Raw genomic sequence first — 19,700 nt, 5'->3', positions numbered from 1 at the left:
GTTCTACCGTCAGTTCACGGCAATACGTGTATCCCCGGTAATAGGTGACATCGGCGTGCGCGCTTATCGCAACTGGCTGTCCTTGCTGCCGCGCCGGTTGATGGTTGCAGCCAGTGGACGATCGCGTCCGCTCTGGCATGTCACACAGGTGCGGACGCCGGGAATCGCACGCCGGCGCCCCTCGGGGATATCGTCACCGCATTGCGCACAATAACGTTCGCTCTCGCCCGCAGGAATTCGAGCGCGCGCGGCCAAGACTGCGTCCATCACCGTGTCGTCGATCTGATCCTGCACCGCGCCGTCGCGCGTCCATCCGCCTGCCATGGCATCTCTCCTGTTACAGACAGGGATATGGTGACGGGGCCGCGGCTGCGCCACCAACCCGCCGTCGAACTCAGGTGTGACGGTCTCGGAACGAAACGCCGGGGCGGCCGACCACCGGCTAGAACGTATAGGCGAGGCCCATCGTCCCCAGCCATTGGTCGCGCGATCCGGCGATGGCGACGAGCGGACTGCGTGCGATGTCGCCTTCCATGCGGCCATAGGTGCCGCCTGCGACGATCTTGATGCCGTGCAGCAGATCGCCGGTCAGTGAATAGCTGCCGATCGCGCCGAGCGTCCAGTTTTTGAGGCCACCGCCCGCAGTGTAAACGGGCAGTCCGCTCGCGAGGCTCTGTGCCGCCGAGACGTTGTAATAGGCTTGCGCATAGCCGCGCTCGACGATGTCGGCGGAGGCGAACAGGCCAAAAGCGGCCTTGCGCGACAGCGGCGTGAAATAGGTGACGCTAGGGTTCCAGATACCGCTGTCGTGGACGTCACTGACGTCGTGGCGATAGCCCAGCGTGACCGACAGCTTGTCGTACGGGCTCGTCAAAACCCCCGTCTTGCTGAGACCGACATAGCCGCCGAGTTCGACCGCGGTGGCGCGCTTGCCGAGTGCGCGGACGCGAAGGTCGTCGATGTTGCCGGACGAGCTGCGGTTGAAGTTGAGCTGGGCGATCGGGCCGGCCTGGAAATCCCAGACTGGTCCGGGCTTGTCCTTGATCAGGTCGACGCTGAGCTGATTGCCGGCAAGGACGAAGCCATAGCCCTTAATCGCGCCGATCGCGGCCGGGACGGGGGTAATGCGATAGTCGTTGGAGCCTTCATAGTCGGGCAGCGCCGCGACGCCGGCACCTATCGTGACGGTATCGCGGTACGGGTCGGCAGGTTGGTCCTGCGCAAAAGCCGGGAGTGCGATAAGCGCGGTCGAGGCGCTTGCGAGCAGGAGCGTGAACGTTCGGGTGTGAAGCATGAAAAGGTCCTTTGTGGTGAAATGACGGGACACGCGGACGGCTAGCCGCCGAGTGCGCGGTGGAGCTGGATGTGCGCGAGTGCGGCGACGACGCGCTGTCGGACGACCGCGAGTTCCGCCGACAGCGCGGCTTGACGCGCATCAAGCACCGGCAGCAGCGCGATATCGCCGCGGGCGAAACGCGCCTCGACTGTTGCGACCGTCTGGCGCCGTGAGGCGAGGTCGCGCTCGGACAGAGTGGTGCGTTCGGCGGCGGCACGGGTCGCCGACAGGGCGTCGTCCACCTCGCGCCACGCGGTCAGGACGGTCTGGCGATAGGCGAGCGCAGCGGTGCGTTCTTCCGAGCGGCGCAAGTCGAGTTGGCGTTGCAGGCGACCACCGGAGAAGATCGGCAGCGACAGGCTTGGCCCGATGCTGGTGCTCCGCGAGTCCCAGCCGAAATCGGTTAGGTTCAGCACGTCGATATTGAACAATCCGGTCAGGCTGATCTTCGGATAGAAATCGGCCTTGGCGACGCCGATCTGGGCGGTTGCGGCGTGGAGCCGCGCTTCGGCCTCGACGATGTCGGGTCGGGTCCGCGCGACCTCCGAGGGAAGGCGCACGGCCGTTGCCGGGAGTGGTCTTGGCGGTTGCAGCATCGTGCGGTCGAACGGGGCGGTATCGGGCGTGCCACCGACCAATATCGCGAGCGCGCGCTGCGTCGTTGCCGCCTGGTGATCGAGGTCGACGATGTCGCCACGCAGCGCCCGGAGCTTCTCCTCGGTCGCGGCCAGATCGATCGGGGTGGCGAGGCCGCGGGCGAGCAGCGCGCGCGAGATGGCGGCGTTGCGGTCGGCGATGTCCACGCCGTCCTGCGCGATGCGGCGCTCGTCCCACAGGCCGCGCAGCTGGATATAGGTGTGCGCGACTTCGGCCTCGACCGACAGGCGCACGCCGCGTGCGGCGGCTTCGGTTGCTGCAACCGAAGCCTGCGCCGCCTCGGCCTGACGGCGGTGACCGCCCCACAGATCGAGTTCCCAGCTTGCGCCGACGCCGACGCTGTAGAGATCGAAGTCGACACCCTTGGGCGGGGTCGTCGTCGGAGTGACGCCGAGCAGCGTCTGCGTAACCGAGGCGACCCCCGCCGTGCCGACGCGCTCTCGGCTGTAGCCGGCCTGACCCTCGACCTGCGGTGCACCGGCGGCGCGCGCCTGACCGCGTTCGATCCGCGCGGCGGTAATCCGCTCGATCGCCGCTGCGATGTCGAGGTTCGCTGATCCGGCGCGAGCCTCCAGCGTATCGAGCACTGGGTCGTCGAAACTTCGCCACCAGCGCGCATCGGTGGCGACCGGTGACGACGATGTCGCCCCCTGCCATACCGGCGGCAGGATCGGCGCGGGGGGCGTGAAGTTCGGGCCGACCGTGCACCCCGCTAGCGCGGCGGCGAGCAGCAGCGGCAAGGCTCGCGAACCCTTCGGATCATGCATGTCGGTCGTCCTGCTTTGAATGGCGGGCAGGGCGGTCGAAGGCCAGCGCGTACAGCGCCGGCAGCGCGACCAGCGTCAGGATCGTCGCGCCGATCAGCCCGCCGATCATCACGATCGCCATCGGCCCCCAGAAGATATTGAAACACAGCGGAATGAACGCGAGCACCGCTGCCAGCGCCGTCAGCACGACTGGACGCGACCGACCGATCGTGGCGGCGACGATCGCCGCGTGCAGGTCCATGCCCTCGGCCTGGTTATGCTGCACCTGATCGACCAGGATGATCGCATTGCGCATGATCATCCCCGCCAGCGCGATCAGCCCGAGCAACGCGACGAACCCGAACGGCGCGCCCGTCAGCAGCAGCGCCACCACGGCGCCGATCACCCCGAGCGGCGCGGTTGCCAGCACCAGCAACGTGCGGCCGATGCTCTGCAGCTGGATCATCAGCAGCAGGAGCATCAGCGCGAAGGTGATCGGCAGCAGTGCGTAGATCGCGTCGTTCGCCTTGGCGGACAATTCACCGTCGCCGCCGTCTTCGATCCGGTAACCGGCGGGCAGCGATTTCGCGATCATGGCCACACGCGCTGCGGCGGCGTCGACGACCTCGGACGCCTGCACGTCGCCGGTCATGTCAGCCTGCACGGTCATGCAAAGCTCGCCGTCGCGCGTCCAGACGATCGGCTGTTCGGTCGTCGCACCGATCCGCGCGACTTGGCTGAGCGGAACCGGCCCGCCAGGCGTGCTCACCGCCATGTCGCCGAGCCGTCCCGGATCGCCGCGATCCGCCGCCGTGCCGCGTACGACGATGCCGATCCGCTTCGTTCCGCGCAGCACGTCACCCGCGGGCTGGCCCGACAGCATCGTCGCGACCTCGCCCGCCAGCTGCGCCCGGTCGAGCCCCAGCCGCGCGACCCGGTCGGGATCGACATCGAGCCGCATCGCGACCGACGGCGTTCCCCAATCCGCCTGCACCGCGGTCGTCCCCCGCGTCGCGCGGAGCACCGCCTCTATCCGCGTGGCGATCGTCCGAAGTACCTCCGGATCGGGGCCGATCACGCGATACTGCACGGGGAAGCCGGCGCTCGGCCCGAGCGACAGGCGGCGGACGTGCAGCTTGGCCTCGGGCGCCGCATGGTTCGCCAGCAGCCGCGCGATGACGCGTTCACGTGCGTGAAGGTCAGTCGCGACCAGCACCATCGTCGCGGTCGCCGCATCGGGCAGGGACGGGCCGTAGGGCAGATAGAAGCGCGGCGATCCCTGGCCGATATAGCTGTCGACCTGCGCGATATCACGGTCGTGCAAGATTCCCGCCTCGATGCGCTTTACCGCGGCGGAGGTGGCGGACAGCGACGCGCCGGGGCGAAGGCTCACGTCGACGATGATCTCCGGGCGATCCGACGTGGGGAAGAATTGCTGCCGCACCAGCATCGCGCCCGCGAGACTCGCCACCAGCAGCGCGGCGGTCACCGCGACCACCGCCTTGCGCCGCGCCATGCACGCATCGACCAGCTTGCGCAGCCGGCGATACACCGGCGTCTCGTACATAGCCTCAGCATCGTGCTGCGCATGCGCCTCGGGCAGCAGCCGCACACCGAGATACGGCGTGAACACCACCGCGACGACCCAGCTGACCAGCAACGCGGAGCCCGTCACCCAGAAGATCCCGCCGGCATATTCGCTGGTGGTCGATTGCGCGAACCCGACCGGCAGGAAGCCGACGATCGTCAGCAGCGTGCCGGTCAGCATCGGGAAGGCGGTGTGCGTCCACGCATAGGCCGCTGCATCGGCGCGCGTCGCGCCCTTTTCGAGTTGCACCACCATCGCCTCGACGCTGATGATCGCATCGTCGACCAGCAGGCCGAGCGACAGGATCAGTGCGCCGAGCGAGATCCGTTCCAGCCCGATCCCGCTCGCGCCCATGAACAGCGCGACTATCGCGAGGGTCAGTGGCACCGACAGCGCGACGACCACGCCGGTCCGCCACCCGAGCGTCACGAACGCGACCAGCAACACCACCGTCAGCGCGCAGAAGAACTTGATAAGGAACGCGTCGACCGCCTCGCGGATATTCTGGCTCTGGTCCTCGACCTGAGTCATCTTCACGCCTGCGGGCAGCGTGCGGGCGAACTCGACGGCGACTTGCGACAGGTGCTTGCCGAACCCGAGACCGTCTGCGCCGGGCGCCATTGCGATCGCCAGCACCACTGCGGGCTTCGCCGCATGGCGTACCAGTCCGTCGGGGGGATCGGCATGGCCGTTGCTGACGATGCCGACGTCGCCGACCTTCACGGTCTCTTTCGTGGCTGAGACCGCGGTGTTTTCTACCGTATCGACGCCGTCCACCGGATTGCCGATCCGCACCGGGACTCGCATCGACCGTTCGAGCACGCCCGCCGGCGCGACGCTGCTGCGCTTCACCAAGGCCTGCACCACGGCGTCCGGTGACAGGCCCATCGCGGCGAGCCGGCGGCTGTCGAGATCGACGAACAGTTTGCGCGGAATTTCGCCGGTGATCTGCGCCTTGCCCGCGCCGGGCACGCGCAGCATCGCATCGCGCGCCTGCTCGGCCAGCGCCACCAGCCGCGCATTGTCCGCACCGGTCAGCGTGAAGACATAGCCGTAGACGTCGGCATAGTCGTCATCCGCCGCGACGGAAGCGCCCGCGGGAAGGTCGGGCTCGATGTCCTTCAGCCGCTTGCGCACCTGTTGCCAGATCACGGGTACGCGGTCCTTTGGTGCGCCATCCTTCAGCGACACGCGGATCGCGCAGCGACCATCGACGCAGTAGGTCTGGAGAAAATCGAGATCCTCGGTCGCGCGCAGCCGGCGTTCGATCGGATCGGCAACCTGCGTGCGCATCTGTGCCGGCGTCGCGCCCGGCCAGGCCGCAGCGACGATCATCTCCTTCAGGGTGAAGGTCGGGTCCTCGTCGCGGCCAAGCGCGAAGAACTGCACGGTCCCGGCGGCGAACAGCAACGCGATCAGGAAGCCGACAAGCGCGGGGTGACGGATCGCCCAGCGCGACAGGTTGAAGCGGTCCATCGCTCAATTGCCGCCAGCGACGAGGCCGGCCATGACCACGCGTTGCCCTTCCGACAGTGTGTCGCCGCCACTGGCGACGATCCGCTGGCCGTCGGGCAGGCCGGAAACGATCGCGTCTTCGCCGCGCAGCTCGACGAGATGCACGGGCTGACGGTGGACCCGGTCGCCGACGTTCGACAGCGACCAGACGTGCGGCTGGCTACCCTGTGCGCCGATCGCAGTCAGTGGCACGCGGATCGTCGCTCTGGGATCGGGCATCCGTAGCGAGACGGTCGCCGAACTGTTGTACGGAATCTGCGAGACATCGCCCAGCACACTGAAACGTGCGGTCCGCAGCCTGAGCGCGCCGTCCGCCGCCGGCCCGACCAGCCTCAGCCGCGCCTCGGCGATCGTGTCGGGCGCGGACCAGAAGCTCGCATGCGCCATCGTGCCGCTGGTCAGGCGCACGCGCTCGGGCAGGCGCACTTCGATCTCGGGACCACCCGCCGCCAGCCTGACGACGACGCTGCCGGCGTCGACCACGGTGCCGGACTCGACCGCGCGCTCGGTCACCACGCCGTCCTTGGGCGCGACCAGCACCGCGTCTGCGAGCGTCGCACGGCTGCGTTCGAAGGCAGCGCGCGCCGCATCGCGCTTGGCCGCAGCGGCGCTGGCGGTCAGGGCGCGGTCGCGAACTTCGGCCGTCGATAGCGCGCCGATCCCGTCGAGCCCGGATGCGCGTCGTGCGGCATCGCCGGCGCGGGTCGCCTCGGCGGTCGCGGCTGCCAGTTCGGCGCGCGCCTGCCCGCTATCGGCGACCGCGCCGTCGCGCGACAAGCGGGCGAGGACCTGGCCGGCGCGAACGTGATCGCCGACCTGCACGCTCAAGGCGAGGACGCGGCCGCCGGTCTTGAAGCCGAGCGCGATCTCGCGGCGCGGGCGCAGGACGCCGTCGAACGTCGATGTCTGGCCGCCGGCATGATGGATCGTGACGACATCGACCAGCGTGGCGTCGGATCTGGGTGATGCGACCGGCTCGGAGGAACACCCCGAACAGGCCAGGAGGGTCAGGCCGGCGGCAATCAACCCGATCGGCAGCATCGTCGGCAGCGTCGTCGGTAGCCCGGTCGGGGCAGTGGAAATCTTCGGCATCGTCGCGTCCCGTTGGTGAACGCGGTCGCCCTGCCGATCCGGGCGTATGCTGGCCTGCCAGTCCTCGAAATCGACCAGTCATTTTCGAAAACGACCGGTTCTACGCGCGGTCAGCCTTCGAGATGCCGCCGCCGAAACGCGCTCGGGGTCTCGCCCATGCGTTCCTTGAACACGCGGTTGAACATGACGAGGCTGCCGAACCCGGCATCCATTGCGATCGTCAAGATGGGCACGTCCGACTGTGCGGGGTCGGCCAGCGCATCGCGGACTTCGGCAATGCGGTGCTCGTTCAGGTAATCGCTGACGTTGCGATAGCCGAGCCCGCCATTGATGTGCCGCCGCACGCGATATTCGGGTGTCTCCACGCGGGCGGCGATCATGCCGATCGTCAGGTCGGGATCGCGATAAGCGCGGTCCTCGGCCATCATCCTGGTCAGGCTGTGACCGAGCCCGGCGTCGAGCGGTTCAGCAACTATGGTCGCGGCCGGAGCCTCACCAACCGAGGGGCCCGTATCCGCGCTGACGAAAACCTCAGGGTGACGCAGGCCGAACAGCAGCGCGGTGATCACGAATGCGCCCATGAACAACCCGGCGGCGGACGCCATGCCGGACACCGCGAGTTCGCCCGTCGCCCGCCCGACGATCTCGCTGCCCAGCAGCCACAGGATGATGAGTCCGATCGACACGACGAAGATCGTCCGCGCCTTGCGCCTGGCTTCGACCAGATCACCCTGTCGGTTGCGCCACGCCAGCCACTGCGCATGGACCGCAAACGCCATCCCGCCCAGATAGACCGCGATATCCAGCCCCTCGATCGGCGCCGCCAGTCCGCGGCCCTGCAAGCTGGCGTACAGCGTGCAACACAGGAACGCCGCCGACAGACCCAGATCGACGGGCGTCGGCCGGAACGCGTCGTCGAACCACGCGCGTGCGAACAGCCAGAACAGCGGGATGGCGGCGTTCGCGCTGACATCCAGCAGCGGGTCGAACGCACTCTGTGCATGCGGTAATCCGGCCAGCGTGCCGACGACCGTGCACAGCGTCAGCGCCAGCCCGAAGCGGCTCGGCAACGACGCGGGCGACCGCGCGAATACCACGGCCGCCAGCATCAGCAGCCCGATCGCGCCACCGCGGAACAGGAAATCGATTTCCAGAATCATGTCAGCGAAACGGCTGACAAAACGGGGCGGCGCTGGACATCGGCAGCGAAAACCATGCTGCGGCGGCGATGTCCAGTGGGCCGTATTCCCTCATCGGTGCCGCCAAGACGACCACGTCGAGAGTATGTCGACGCAGCGCCGTCTCGCCAGTGACTTCGGACGAGACGTTTTCGGCGCTATTATGCCGGACCCTGTAGTCGAGACTCAGGCGGCCTTCGCGGCCATGCGCGCGGCGAGCTTTTCTTCCTCGGTCCAGACTTTGCGCACGCGCTCCTTGGTCGGCTTGATCTGCTTGGCAGGGCCGCCGCCCAGTACGGGTGCGCGCTGGGTCGAGTGGCGCGCCACTTCGCAATGCCATTCGTGATCGTCCTGCACGGTCAGGGTGCGGCCGATCTCGCGCTCGACATCGTGCAGCCAGGCGCGCTGCTCGGCATCGCACAACGTGATGGCGAAGCCGCTACGCCCGGCGCGACCGGTGCGGCCGATCCGGTGGACATAGCTTTCCGGCAGGCTCGGCAGGTCGTGGTTGAACACGTGCGTCACGGTGTCGACGTCGATGCCCCGCGCGGCGATATCCGTCGCCACCAGCACCTGCACGGTACCGGCGCGGAACGCGTCGAGTGCACGCTCGCGCTGCCCCTGCGACTTGTTGCCGTGCAGCGCCTCGGCGGTGATGCCCTCTTCGCTGATGAAGGCACACACCTCGTTGGCGATGTTCTTCTGCAACGTGAAGACGACCGCCTGGCCCATGTCGGGCGTCCGCAGCAATGCCAGCAACGCGGCCTTCTTGTTCGCCGCATCGAGGAACATCACCGACTGGTCGATCCGGTCGACGGTGGTCGACGGCGGTGCGATCTCGACCTTCGCGGGATCGTTTAGCAGGCTTTCGGCCAGCGCGGCGATCGACTTCGGCATCGTCGCCGAGAACAGCAGCGTATGCCGATCCTTGGGCAGCGTCGCGACGATGCGCTCGATCGGCTTGGCAAAGCCCATGTCGAGCATCTGGTCGGCCTCGTCGAGCACCAGCGCCTCGAGCGCGGACAGATCGCACAGACCCTGATCGATCAGATCGAGCAGGCGCCCTGGCGCCGCGACGATGATGTCGACGCCGTCCTTCAGCGCGTTGACCTGGTGGAACTGGCTGACGCCGCCGAAGATCGTCGTCACGCGCGGCTTGATATGGCGGCCGAAGCTCTCGAAGCCCGCGGCGATCTGCGATACCAGTTCGCGCGTCGGTGCGAGCACGAGCACGCGCGCGCCGCCCTTGGGGGCAGGGCGGGGATTGGCGGCGAGGCGGTGGAGCAATGGCAGCGCGAAGGCTGCGGTCTTGCCGGTGCCGGTCTGCGCCATGCCCAGCATGTCACGACCCTGCAGCAGCATCGGGATCGACTGGGCCTGGATCGGCGTCGGGCGGGTGTACCCTTCTTCCGTTAGCGCCTGCAGCAAAATGGGCGCGAGGTCGAGGTCGGCGAAAGTCATGGTCATGGTCGAGCGGCGCCTCCGGCGCAGAGCTAAGCGGCACCGTAACGGGCTTGGCGTAATGAGGAGACGCGCGTCTAATGTTGATGCTGCACTGCGTCAATCTCGAAAGCCGCACGCGAGTGAACTGTCAGCGGCAAGCCGAACTTTCGAGCATGCGGGCGGGGCTGACGATCGCCCGGTTACGGCCTTCGCGCTTTGCCTGGTACAGCGCGGCGTCCGCCGTCTGGATGAGCGTCGAGCCATCGCGCGACATGTCGGGGTTCCAGGTCGCGAGCCCGAACGACATGCTCGTCGAGCCAAGCCTTTTGCCGTGCTGGACGAGCGTCAGGTCAGCGATGGTCTGTCTGACGATCTCGACGCGCTTCAACAGCGTTTCCGCGGTCGTTCCTGGCGCGATGATCGTGAACTCCTCGCCGCCGAAACGGCAGACGACGTCGCCGTCGCGGAAGCGGGCGCGCATTTCACTGGCAACCGCGTGCAAGACGAAGTCGCCCGCGTCGTGGCCGAATTCGTCGTTGAACCGCTTGAAGTGATCGACGTCGCACATCACCAGGCTGAGCGGCGGACCACCGCGTGCGGCGCGGGCGATCTCGATCGCCAGCGTCTCTTCCATGTAGCGCCGGTTGAACAGCCCGGTTAGCGGATCGCGGATCGTCTGTTCGCGCAGATCGCGCTGCAACCGGTGGTTGACGAGCGCGGAGGCGATGTTCTCGGCCAGGACCGTCAGCTGGAAGCGGGCATCGCCGGCGATCATGCCCTCCAGATACAGGACGCCGATGACTTCGCCCGATGCGAGCAGCGGTTCGCAGTGGTAAATCGTCTCGGAATTGCCGACATGCGCGCAGACGATGTCGCCGCCCGGCACGGCGGCGAAGTGGCTCTGTCCGCGGCGTAGTGCCCAGCAGTGATCGGGGGCGAACCCTTCGCTTTCGATCGCGACGCCGCCCCAGGCCGCCATGGGGGTCAGCAGGTTGCGCGAATTGTTGTGGACGAACAGCGCGCCGGGCAGGTCCGGCAGGACGCGCGGTACGAACAGCTGGACGATCTCGGCCAGTTCGACGTCGGTCCGCGCGGCTTGCATCCGGTGCGCCATGCCGCCGAGCAGTTCGATCGCCTCGCCGCGTTCGCGCATGCTGTCGGCGTTGCGCACGAGCGCCACGTTCGCATGCTGGAGCTGATGCTCGCTCTGCACCTGTTCGGCCACCGCTGCCTCCAGAAGGTTGGCCATCGCATTGTACCCCGATGCGAGGTCGTCGAATTCGCGCGAGCCCATCGCGCTGGTGATGCGGGCGCTGCGGTCCCCCTTGCCGAGGTCGGCCATCGCCTCGCGTATGAGGATCGCCGGCCGCTTGATGCCGTGAATGACCAGGCCTGACACCAGGATGACGATGAGCGCGATGAGGGCGACTCCGGCGATCGCCAGCAGGCGCACGCCCTTCAGCCGCTGTCCCGCCGCGGCGGTGCGCTGCGTCTGGAGGTTTCGCTCCTCGTCCAGAAACGTCCGCGCGCGGATCGTGATCGTCGCCATCAGGTCGCGGCCGTGCCCGCTGGCGACGATCGCCGCAGCCTTGTCGAACGCGCCCATCTTGCCCAGGTCCAGCGGACCGCGCAGCACGGCGATACGCGCGCGGACCAGCCGATGAAGCTCGGCCGCCCGACTGTTCTGAACGGGATTGTCGACGGTCAGCGACACGACCTGCGCCATCTCGCTCAGGGCGCCGGCGATGCGATCCTCGAACGACTGCGCGAAGACCGGGTTGTGCGTGATGATGAATCCGCGCTGGCCCGACTCGGCGTCGCGAAGTTCGTCCAGCGCATCGCTCATCGTCTCGATGACCTCGGTCGAATGCGTCACCCGGGCGAAGCTGTCGCGCGTATCAAGCGAGGCATGGATGAGCAGCGCCGCGAGAGCCGTCAGGGCGATGACCACCATGACGCCGAGCACGACTATGCGCGAGGAAAGTGACGACAACATGCTTTCGTTTTAAGGTGAACGAGTTGCCAAAGTCTGAGCGCGACAAATTATTTTCGATACAATCGCGTGTGCCGATACGAACACACTCCCTGCGTCGGCCAACATCCTGTCGGCGGTGCGCAGGCTCAGCGGCATGGTCGTCAGCGCCAAATTAACCGCGAGCGAGCTCTGGAAGTCCGCATTGCCGGAGACCGGGTACCCGTGATCGCAAGCGACTTGCCGCCGATTAGTGATCTATGTTGTGCGGCGTGTAGGTAAGTTGTTAGCGTTCTGCTGGCATTCGCATCGACAACACGATGCTAAACCAGCGAAATTTCCGAAGCGAGTCATCGCGGCGCCATCGTTCGAGGCTGGCGCAAGTCAGTGCGCGCGACGATCTCGCGAACGCCGGTCGGACCACTGCGGGCCTTGTGATCGACGGTTCCGCGCATCGCAGGGACACCACCAAGACGGCAATCCGGCTCGCCGGCTCGCTGCTGAACTGTCTGCCGTTCTCGCGGGTGGTTGCGGGTCCCAGGGCGGTCATCGTCCTGCTCGTTCTGGCGGTGACCCTGTGCCTCGGCACGCTGATCTACGTCCAGCATACGAACACCGTGATCGTGAACCGCGACATGGATACCGCGGTGTCGTTGAGCGAGATCGCGGCGCGATTCGATCACGAGGACGGTAATCTCTACCGGCTGATGGTCGACGAGGCGGCGGGCGTGCCGACGCCCGGCGGCGATGCCCAGCTTGCGCGAATCAGCAGCCGGATCGACCGGATCAGCGCCGATCTCGTGGCCGAGCAGCGCGAATTGTCGCCGGCCGATCGCGCGCGGGCGGCAAACGTCGTGGTCGAGCTCGCGAAATATCGCGACGCGGTCGACGTGGTTTCGTCGATGCTGGAAATCGATTTCGCGACCAGTGTCGCAATGCTGCGGCCGTTTCGCGCCAATGCCGACCGTGTGCTGGTGGCCATCAAGGCGATGGCCGCGTCGGGCATGACCAACGCGCACAGGCATGCCGAGGAGGCCGCGTTGCGGACTCGTCTGCTGGTCGCCTTGGTGACCGGCGCGATGCTGATCGTGGCGGCGTTGTCGTATGCATGGCTCGCGCTGGCGGCACGACGCGGTACGCAGCTTCGCGCGGAGATTATCCGGCGCGGGGCGGCCGAACAGGAAGCGCTGCTGCTGGCGCGGACCGATGCGTTGACCGGACTGGTCAATCGCCGCGTGTTCGTCGGCGATATCGAAAGCGCGATCGGTGCTGCGCACGCGTCCAGTCGCCGCTTGTCGGTGATCCTGACCGATCTCGACAGTTTCAAGGATGCCAACGACACGCACGGCCATGCCGCGGGCGACACGGTGCTGAAGGCGGTCGCGCACCGGCTGCGGATCGTCTTCGGCCCGGACAGCACCATCGCGCGCCTGGGGGGCGACGAGTTCGCCATCCTTCTGCCGCAGGACCAGGACAGCGACGACGTGATGGCGCTGGCGAAACAAGCGAGCCTTGCGCTGCACGAGCCACTGGCGTGGCGCGGCAACATGATCAAGGTCGGCGCAAGCATCGGCGTGTCGCGGTTCCCGGAAGACGGTTCGGAACCCGACGATCTGCTTCATGCCGCCGACATCGCCATGTACGAAGCCAAGCGCAACCGCCAGCAGCGGGTCTGCCTGTTCGCCCCGGCGATGGAACTCGACCGTACCGAACGGCGTCGGATGGAGCAGGACCTGCGCGACGGCATCCCGCGTGGCGAGATACGCCCGTTCTACCAGCCGATCATGCGCTTCGCCGACGGCGAGCTCTATGGCTTCGAGGTTCTTGCGCGGTGGTATCATCCGCGTCTGGGCATGCTGGCGCCCGACAAATTCATTCGGGTCGCCGAGACCACCGGGCAGATCACGGAGATGACCAAATCGATCCTGCGGCAGGCGTGCGCCGACCTGCATCGCATGCCGGCGCACCTTCGGATCGCGGTTAATATATCGCCGATGCAGCTCGAAGAGCCGAACCTCGCCGAGGCACTGATCGAGATCATCCGCGATGCGGGCGTGGCCCCGTCGCGGGTGGAGATCGAGATTACCGAAGACGCGGTGATGGACGATATCGCCGCCGCCGAACGCGTGCTGAACGCGTTTCGTACTAGCGGGATCTCGATTGCGCTCGACGATTTCGGCACCGGCTATTCGAGCCTGTCCCATTTGCGCCGCCTGAAATTCGACAAGATCAAGATCGATCAGAGCTTCGTCGCGTCGATGCACGAAAGCGTCGAGAGCGAAAAACTGATCGACGCGATCATCGCACTGGCGATCAATTTCGGCATGGAGGTCACGGCCGAGGGTATCGAAGATGACCGTACCGCCCGTCTTCTCGCGCAGCGCGGATGCACCCAGGGCCAGGGGTATTTCTTCGGCAAGCCGACCTCGTTGGCACAGGCGCTCATGGTCATCACCCGCAGCGTGCGGGAAGCGGCGTAGTGCGCCAGCCCCTCTATCGTGCGTCGTCCACGGGGCGGCGGCAACCGGTTCGCGCGCCCGTCCCCAATTCCGTCATCCATACCGTCTTCCATATCGTCTTTCGTGACGCACCATTGGGATCATCGTGAAGCATTTGAGGTATCTCGCGGGTCCCGTCCTCGCTCTCGCGGCGGTGTTGGCGACGCAACCTGCACCCTCGGCCGTGCTGAACGTGCCGGTAGCGGCCCGCGTCATAACCTTCGTCCAGCCGGCGCCTGTCGGTGTCGTCCCGGTGGCCATCGTGTACGAGCCCGGCAACGCCGCATCGGAAGCCGAAGCCGCGGATATGGAACGCGCATTGTCGAGCGGGATCACGATCGGCCGGGCGACGCTGCGCATGCGCCGGGTGCCGGTGTCGAACCTCGGCCAGTTGAGCGGCTTCAAGGCGGCTTTCGTGACGACCGGGCTGCGTGCGTATCAGGACGAGGTCGCGGCGGCGGCCAGCGCCCAATCGGTGCTGACGATCACCGCGGACTCCGCCTGTGTCATCGGTGGGCGCTGCATCGTCGGTATCAGCAGCGCAAACCGGACGCAGATCATCGTCAACAGGGCAGCCGCGCGGCGGAGCGGTATCCGCTTCGGTTCGGCGTTCCTGATGCTGATCAAGGAGGTTTGAGCATGCGGCCTCGCACCCCGCCATACGTCGTCGCCCTTACAACGTTACCGTTCGTCGCGGTGCCCGTGCAGGCGCAGCGCATGGATTACGACATGCTGAGCCAGGCGATGGGCGAGCTTGTCACGAAAAGCGTCACGGGCAAGCCGCAGCGGCAGTCCGAAACCCCCGCATCGACGATCATCATCACCCACGACCAGATCCTCCGATCGCCGGCCAAGGACGTTCCCGGCCTGCTCAATACCTATGCCGGGATCGACGTGAACCATTGGACCGCGGGGCAGAGCGATGTGGCGGTGCGGGGCGGGGTGCAGACCTACAATCCGCGACTGCTCGTGCTGGTCAACGGACGTCAGGTCTATCTCGATCACTACGGCATGACCGACTGGAACCTGCTCGGCATCCAGCTGGAGGAAATCCAGCAGATCGAACTGGTTCGCGGGCCGGTCGGCGCCCTGTTCGGGTTCAATGCGGCGAGCGGCGTCGTCAACATCATCACGGTCGATTCGCGGGCAAACCGCAAGATCTTCGCCACCGTGGAGACGGGCAATCACGGCTATGGGCGGATCGCCGGTGCCCTGAGCATGCCGGTCACCGGCTCGGTGGGCATCAGGGTGTCCGGCGGACACATGCGCGAGAACGAACGCAAGGTGCCGGCCGACCAGATCCAGCCCGCGCGCACCGACGACGTGATCCGCGACGACGTGTCGGCGACGGTCGATGCCGACCTCGACGCGCAGACCCAGCTGAGCCTGACCGGCGGCTATGCCCGCAATCGCCAGCTCGAACTGCTCGTCACGCAGATCTCCAGCGAACAGCTATACAAGACCGGCAATATCGGCCTTCACGTCGACCGCGATACCCAATGGGGCAGCATCACCGCGCAGGTGTATAATAACTGGCTCGACGCGCGGTACGGGATCGGCTCGAACGATCCCGGACGACCGCCGATCGCCGCGTTGCAGACGTTCGACCTGTCGGCACGGACCTTCGTCGCGCAGACGTCTGCGCTGGTGAGGTTGGGTAGCGCCGACACCGCACGGATCGGCGTCGAATACCGTAAAAACCGGCTCGACAGTGGCGTGACCTTTTCACGGATCACCGATTATTCGGTCGTCTCGGCCAATGCGATGCTGGATCTGCGGCTGGCCGACCCGCTGTCGATGACCGTGGCGGGCCGTATCGACACGCTCTCGTTGGGCCAATCCGGAACGATCTCCGCGCTCAACGCCAACAGCGCAAGCGACTTCGACCGCAAATTCACGACGGTCAGCTTCAACGGTGCGATCGTCTATCGGCTCGGCGCCCGGCAGACCGTCCGTCTGAACGGTGGGCGCGCCGTGCAGGCCCCGTCGCTGGTCGTATTCGGGATGAATATCCCGGTCACGTTCGTCGGCGTGCCGCTGCCGGTCGTCGTCGCGGGTGACCCTGGGATCAAACCCGTCCAGGTGTGGAGCGCCGAGCTCGCCTATGATTACCGGATCTCCGATGCCCTGGAACTCAAGACGACGGCGTTCTTCACCCGCACGAACCACGCGATCGCCTATCCCGGTGACAGTCCCGTGCTGGAGTTGCGTGACGCCACCGATCCGTTCCTCGTCGCGCGCGTCGCCAATATCGGAAATTTCCGCACCTACGGCGTCGAGGTGTCGGCGAGGGGCGCCATCCGGGACCATGTGACATGGCGCGCGAATTATTCGTTCACGCAGACCGACGAGGCGTTGGCGGGCATGGTCCCGGCGATCGCATATTCGTTCGTGCCGCGCGAAGCGACCGCCCGGCACAAGGCCAACGTCGTTATCGACTATAGCAGCGATCGCTGGTCCGGTTCGGTCATCGGCCGCTATACATCTGCGACGCGGCAGCTCGGCACGCGGCCCGATACCTTCCTCAACCTGTTCGACATATCGGCCGCACTCGCCCTCGACGCAAAGATCGGTGTGCGTCTGTCGCGGACCGTCTCCGCCTGGGTTGCCGGCGAGAACCTGACGCATGCAGCGGGCGCCGCGGGGTCTCCGCTACCTGCGGATACGCGTCTGAGGACGGGCATCGGCGTTTCGTTCTGATCGCGGCGATCAGGCGCCGACGCCGCGCTCGTGCGCCCACACGACCGCGGCGCTGCGCCGGTTGACGCCGATCTTGGCATAGAGCCGCGCGACATGGTTGCGGACCGTGTTGCGCGACAGGCCCAGGCGCTCGGCGATCGCCGCGTCGTCCAGATCCTGGCAGATCAGTTCGAGGACCTCACGTTCGCGCTTGCTGAGATCGGTGGACGGCATGCTGGTGCCGGGCAGGGGGCGCGGATTGCGCAGCGTCGCCAGCTTGTCCATGATCGAGCGGCTGAGCCAGTTGGCGTCCTTCATCACCGCATCGATCGCCTCGACCAGATCGAGTTCGCCGCGTCGCCGTGCCGAGATGTCCTGATACAACCATAGCACGCACGGCGCGCCGTCGACGCTGATCCGCTCGGCGGACACCAGGCAATCGAGCACTTCGCCGTTCTTGTGCCGCAGGCGGACGTCGTGCCCCCGGAATCCGCCGCGATCGCGGATCTCGGTCTCGAGCCCCTGACGCTGCGCCGCGTCGTTCCAAAGCTGCAGGTCGTCCGCGACTTCGCCCAGCACCGCCTGTTCGGTGTAGCCGGTCAGGCCCTTGAACGCGGTGTTGACCTGCGCGATGCGGTTGTCGTCGCCTTGCGTCACCACCATCGCGATCGGTGCCATTTCGAATACGGAGGCGAAGTGGCGTTCGCTCGCCTGCAACGCACGCTGGGCGCGACGTCTCGGTTCGAGATCGGCGAAGGTGAACAACAGGCAGTCCTCGTTCGCCACCTCGATCGGTTGGCCGGCCAGGATCACGAGCGTCTCGTCGCCGTTCGCCAGTGGCAACTCGGCCTCGAGCTGCGGCACCGGCTTGCCCGCGGCCACGCATTCCTTGACGAACGGTTTGCGCTCGACCTCGGCCAGAAAATCGAACTCGAACAGGGTCTTGCCGACGATCTGATCGCGGTCATATCCCGACAGATCGAGAAAGCCCTGATTGACCAGAACATAGCGCTGATCGGCGACCCGCATGATCAGCGCCGGAGCGGGATTGGCATGGAACATCGCCTCGAACCGGTCCTCGGCATCGAACCGTTCGGACACGTCGTTGATGACGAGCCCCAGGCAATCGGGCTCACCGCCATCCTCGTCCATGACGATGTCGCGAACCTGATGCACCCAGCGCGGTTCGTCGGCGCCGGCCGGCGCGACCTCGACGATCAGGTCGGGAAAGCTCTCGCCCGCTAGCAGCCGCATCAACGGATATTCGCGTCGCGGGATCTTCCGGTGGTTCCGGTAGCGCAGGTCGAATCGTGCGGCGTAATCGTCGGCGGTTTCGCCAAGGTCCTTCACCGAGGCGATCCCGTGCATCTTCAATGCGGCGGGGTTGGCGCTAACGATGACGCCGGTCGGGTCCATCAGGATCACGCCTTCGAGAAGCCCGGTCATGAGCTGTTCGAGATGATGCAACGTGGGTGCGTGGAGCGGTGGATGCGGGGTCTTGTCCATGCGGTACCCAGCGCCGACGGGGGCATTCCGGTTCCGCGACCGGGTCACGAAAATACCAACGATCCCAGTATTCCTGCACCAATCGGCCAAATGCGCGAACTGAACGGAATCACGAGTCCGACAGTTGAGCATCCCGTACCACAATTACTCAGGGAGCCTCATCATGAACCTCATCATCCTTCTCGTCGTCGGCGGACTCATCGGTTGGGTCGCCAGCATGATCATGCGGACCGATGCGCAGCAGGGGATCTTCCTCAACATCGTCGTCGGCATCGTCGGCGCGTTGCTCGCCGGGTTCCTGATCACGCCGCTGATCGGTGGCGCGTCGATCATGGACGGCGCACTGAACATCCAGTCGATCCTGATCTCGCTGGTCGGCGCGGTCGTCCTGCTCGCGATCATCAACCTGTTTCGTCGCGGCACGGCACGCTGAGCAAACGGGGCGGTCGTTCCAGCGTGGAACTGCCGCCCCGACGGCGGATTATCGAAGAACAAGAAACAAAGGAGAGTATGATGACTGTTCGAGCATTTATGGCCTGTGGCGCAATGCTGCTGGCGTCGAGCGCCATCGCACAGACCGCGGCCCATACCGGCGCACACAACCCCGCGATCAAGAACAACGACGCAGCCCACGTCGCGGCTCCCGCCAGTGGCGCCAATTCCTTCTCGGAAGACCAGGCGCGCGGTCGGTTGACCAAGGCCGGCTATCGGTCGGTGTCGGCGCTGACCAAGGACAAAGACGGCGTCTGGCGCGGGATGGCCACGCGGGCAGGCAAGAAGGTCCATGTCGGGCTCGACTACAAGGGCAATGTGACCGCGCGCTGATCCCAATCCTTAGGAGAGAAACGATGACCAAGACACTCACACGCCTGTTCGACGACTATGCCGACGCGACCGCTGCGCTCCACGATCTCGAGCGACTGGGCGTACCGCATAGCCATGTGAGCATCGTCGCCAGCAACGCCGACGGCGCGCATGGCGAAACCACTTTCGGCGACGTCAACGATCACGGCGATGTCGGCCGCGGCGTCTCGACCGGCGCGGCGGTCGGCGGCGTAGGCGGCCTGCTCACCGGTCTCGGCCTGTTGGCGATCCCCGGCCTGGGCCCGATCGTCGCGGCCGGTTGGCTCGCGTCCACCGTGGTCGGCGCCGGGATCGGTGCGGCCGGCGGTGCCGCGACCGGCACTATCGTCGGCGCGCTAAAGGACGCAGGGCACACCGAGGAAGACGCGCACGTCTATTCGGAAGGCGTCCGCCGTGGCGGTGCCCTGCTCAGCGCGCGCGTGGAGGACGATCTCGTCGCCGAGGCCGAGGCTGTGCTCGATCGCAACCGCTCGGTCGACGCGACGACGCGCGGCGCGGCGTATCGTCAGGACGGCTGGAACAGCTTCGACGAAGCCGCCCCCGCTTATACGCGTGACGAAGTCGCTGCTGAGCGGAACAGGTATCGGCCGTCGACGACATCGACGACCTACTAAGCAAACCCCGGT

Annotated in this window: 15 protein-coding genes; 6 read left to right on the top strand and 9 right to left on the bottom strand. The window is 66.5% G+C overall.

What is annotated here, in order from left to right; translation table 11 throughout:
* Positions 1-63 precede the first annotated feature (63 nt).
* The 8 genes from U1707_RS03480 to U1707_RS03445 all read right to left on the bottom strand — a co-directional run bounded on the left by U1707_RS03480 (position 64) and on the right by U1707_RS03445 (position 11,551).
* The gene (locus tag U1707_RS03480) at positions 64-324 is read right to left on the bottom strand and encodes a DksA/TraR family C4-type zinc finger protein (protein ID WP_332798711.1); all 261 of its coding nucleotides are present in this window, start codon (positions 322-324) and stop codon (positions 64-66) included.
* Positions 325-442: 118 nt separating this feature from the next.
* Positions 443-1,294, bottom strand: coding sequence for a MipA/OmpV family protein (locus U1707_RS03475; RefSeq protein ID WP_332798710.1), 852 nt, complete (start codon positions 1,292-1,294; stop codon positions 443-445).
* Positions 1,295-1,335: 41 nt separating this feature from the next.
* Entirely contained in the window at positions 1,336-2,760 is a 1,425-nt protein-coding gene (locus U1707_RS03470) for an efflux transporter outer membrane subunit (RefSeq protein ID WP_332798709.1), read from the bottom strand.
* Positions 2,753-5,803 carry an efflux RND transporter permease subunit gene (locus U1707_RS03465; protein WP_332798708.1) on the bottom strand — a complete coding sequence of 1,017 codons (3,051 nt, stop codon included), beginning with the start codon at positions 5,801-5,803 and terminating at the stop codon, positions 2,753-2,755. Before U1707_RS03465 ends, U1707_RS03470 begins: the two co-directional genes overlap by 8 nt.
* Positions 5,804-5,806: 3 nt before the next feature.
* On the bottom strand, positions 5,807-6,934 hold the full coding sequence (locus tag U1707_RS03460; RefSeq protein ID WP_332798707.1) for an efflux RND transporter periplasmic adaptor subunit: 1,128 nt from the start codon (positions 6,932-6,934) through the stop codon (positions 5,807-5,809).
* Between the two features lie 110 nt (positions 6,935-7,044).
* A complete protein-coding gene (locus tag U1707_RS03455) occupies positions 7,045-8,094 on the bottom strand; it encodes an AraC family transcriptional regulator (RefSeq protein ID WP_332798706.1) in 1,050 nt (349 codons plus the stop codon).
* A gap of 204 nt (positions 8,095-8,298) precedes the next feature.
* The gene (locus U1707_RS03450; protein WP_332798705.1) at positions 8,299-9,579 is read right to left on the bottom strand and encodes a DEAD/DEAH box helicase; all 1,281 of its coding nucleotides are present in this window, start codon (positions 9,577-9,579) and stop codon (positions 8,299-8,301) included.
* Between the two features lie 124 nt (positions 9,580-9,703).
* Entirely contained in the window at positions 9,704-11,551 is a 1,848-nt protein-coding gene (locus U1707_RS03445) for a diguanylate cyclase (RefSeq protein ID WP_332798704.1), read from the bottom strand.
* Between the two features lie 410 nt (positions 11,552-11,961).
* On the opposite strand from U1707_RS03445, the gene U1707_RS03440 reads away from it, so the two are divergent.
* From U1707_RS03440 to U1707_RS03430, 3 genes are all read left to right on the top strand, one after another.
* Positions 11,962-14,007, top strand: coding sequence for a putative bifunctional diguanylate cyclase/phosphodiesterase (locus U1707_RS03440; protein WP_332798703.1), 2,046 nt, complete (start codon positions 11,962-11,964; stop codon positions 14,005-14,007).
* 124 nt (positions 14,008-14,131) lie between these two features.
* Complete coding sequence (locus tag U1707_RS03435; RefSeq protein ID WP_332798702.1) at positions 14,132-14,662, top strand: YfiR/HmsC family protein; 531 nt, start codon at positions 14,132-14,134, stop codon at positions 14,660-14,662.
* Between the two features lie 2 nt (positions 14,663-14,664).
* The gene (locus tag U1707_RS03430) at positions 14,665-16,725 is read left to right on the top strand and encodes a TonB-dependent receptor plug domain-containing protein (RefSeq protein ID WP_332798701.1); all 2,061 of its coding nucleotides are present in this window, start codon (positions 14,665-14,667) and stop codon (positions 16,723-16,725) included.
* Between the two features lie 9 nt (positions 16,726-16,734).
* Here the strand turns inward: U1707_RS03430 and U1707_RS03425 are convergent, their stop codons facing one another.
* On the bottom strand, positions 16,735-18,210 hold the full coding sequence (locus tag U1707_RS03425) for a PAS domain S-box protein (protein WP_332798700.1): 1,476 nt from the start codon (positions 18,208-18,210) through the stop codon (positions 16,735-16,737).
* A gap of 163 nt (positions 18,211-18,373) precedes the next feature.
* Between U1707_RS03425 and U1707_RS03420 the strand changes: the two genes are divergently transcribed.
* The 3 genes from U1707_RS03420 to U1707_RS03410 all read left to right on the top strand — a co-directional run bounded on the left by U1707_RS03420 (position 18,374) and on the right by U1707_RS03410 (position 19,688).
* Complete coding sequence (locus U1707_RS03420) at positions 18,374-18,643, top strand: GlsB/YeaQ/YmgE family stress response membrane protein (RefSeq protein WP_332798699.1); 270 nt, start codon at positions 18,374-18,376, stop codon at positions 18,641-18,643.
* An 80-nt stretch (positions 18,644-18,723) separates the two neighbouring features.
* Positions 18,724-19,035, top strand: coding sequence for a hypothetical protein (locus U1707_RS03415; RefSeq protein ID WP_332798698.1), 312 nt, complete (start codon positions 18,724-18,726; stop codon positions 19,033-19,035).
* Between the two features lie 23 nt (positions 19,036-19,058).
* Entirely contained in the window at positions 19,059-19,688 is a 630-nt protein-coding gene (locus tag U1707_RS03410) for a hypothetical protein (protein ID WP_332798697.1), read from the top strand.
* Positions 19,689-19,700 lie beyond the last annotated feature (12 nt).

The organism is Sphingomonas sandaracina (assembly GCF_036663695.1).
GTDB lineage: Bacteria > Pseudomonadota > Alphaproteobacteria > Sphingomonadales > Sphingomonadaceae > Sphingomonas.
The sequence above is the reverse complement of the archived record's forward strand: the minus strand, read 5'-3'. Positions and strand labels throughout refer to the sequence as shown.

Excerpts from the sequence above, each read along its gene's own strand:
- U1707_RS03480 (WP_332798711.1), bottom strand. The coding sequence starts at position 324 with ATGGCAGGCGGATGGACGCGCGACGGCGCGGTGCAGGATCAGATCGAC.
- U1707_RS03475 (WP_332798710.1), bottom strand. The coding sequence starts at position 1,294 with ATGCTTCACACCCGAACGTTCACGCTCCTGCTCGCAAGCGCCTCGACC.
- U1707_RS03470 (WP_332798709.1), bottom strand. The coding sequence starts at position 2,760 with ATGCATGATCCGAAGGGTTCGCGAGCCTTGCCGCTGCTGCTCGCCGCC.
- U1707_RS03465 (WP_332798708.1), bottom strand. The coding sequence starts at position 5,803 with ATGGACCGCTTCAACCTGTCGCGCTGGGCGATCCGTCACCCCGCGCTT.
- U1707_RS03460 (WP_332798707.1), bottom strand. The coding sequence starts at position 6,934 with ATGCCGAAGATTTCCACTGCCCCGACCGGGCTACCGACGACGCTGCCG.
- U1707_RS03455 (WP_332798706.1), bottom strand. The coding sequence starts at position 8,094 with ATGATTCTGGAAATCGATTTCCTGTTCCGCGGTGGCGCGATCGGGCTG.
- U1707_RS03450 (WP_332798705.1), bottom strand. The coding sequence starts at position 9,579 with ATGACCATGACTTTCGCCGACCTCGACCTCGCGCCCATTTTGCTGCAG.
- U1707_RS03445 (WP_332798704.1), bottom strand. The coding sequence starts at position 11,551 with ATGTTGTCGTCACTTTCCTCGCGCATAGTCGTGCTCGGCGTCATGGTG.
- U1707_RS03430 (WP_332798701.1), top strand. The coding sequence starts at position 14,665 with ATGCGGCCTCGCACCCCGCCATACGTCGTCGCCCTTACAACGTTACCG.
- U1707_RS03425 (WP_332798700.1), bottom strand. The coding sequence starts at position 18,210 with ATGGACAAGACCCCGCATCCACCGCTCCACGCACCCACGTTGCATCAT.
- U1707_RS03420 (WP_332798699.1), top strand. The coding sequence starts at position 18,374 with ATGAACCTCATCATCCTTCTCGTCGTCGGCGGACTCATCGGTTGGGTC.
- U1707_RS03415 (WP_332798698.1), top strand. The coding sequence starts at position 18,724 with ATGACTGTTCGAGCATTTATGGCCTGTGGCGCAATGCTGCTGGCGTCG.
- U1707_RS03410 (WP_332798697.1), top strand. The coding sequence starts at position 19,059 with ATGACCAAGACACTCACACGCCTGTTCGACGACTATGCCGACGCGACC.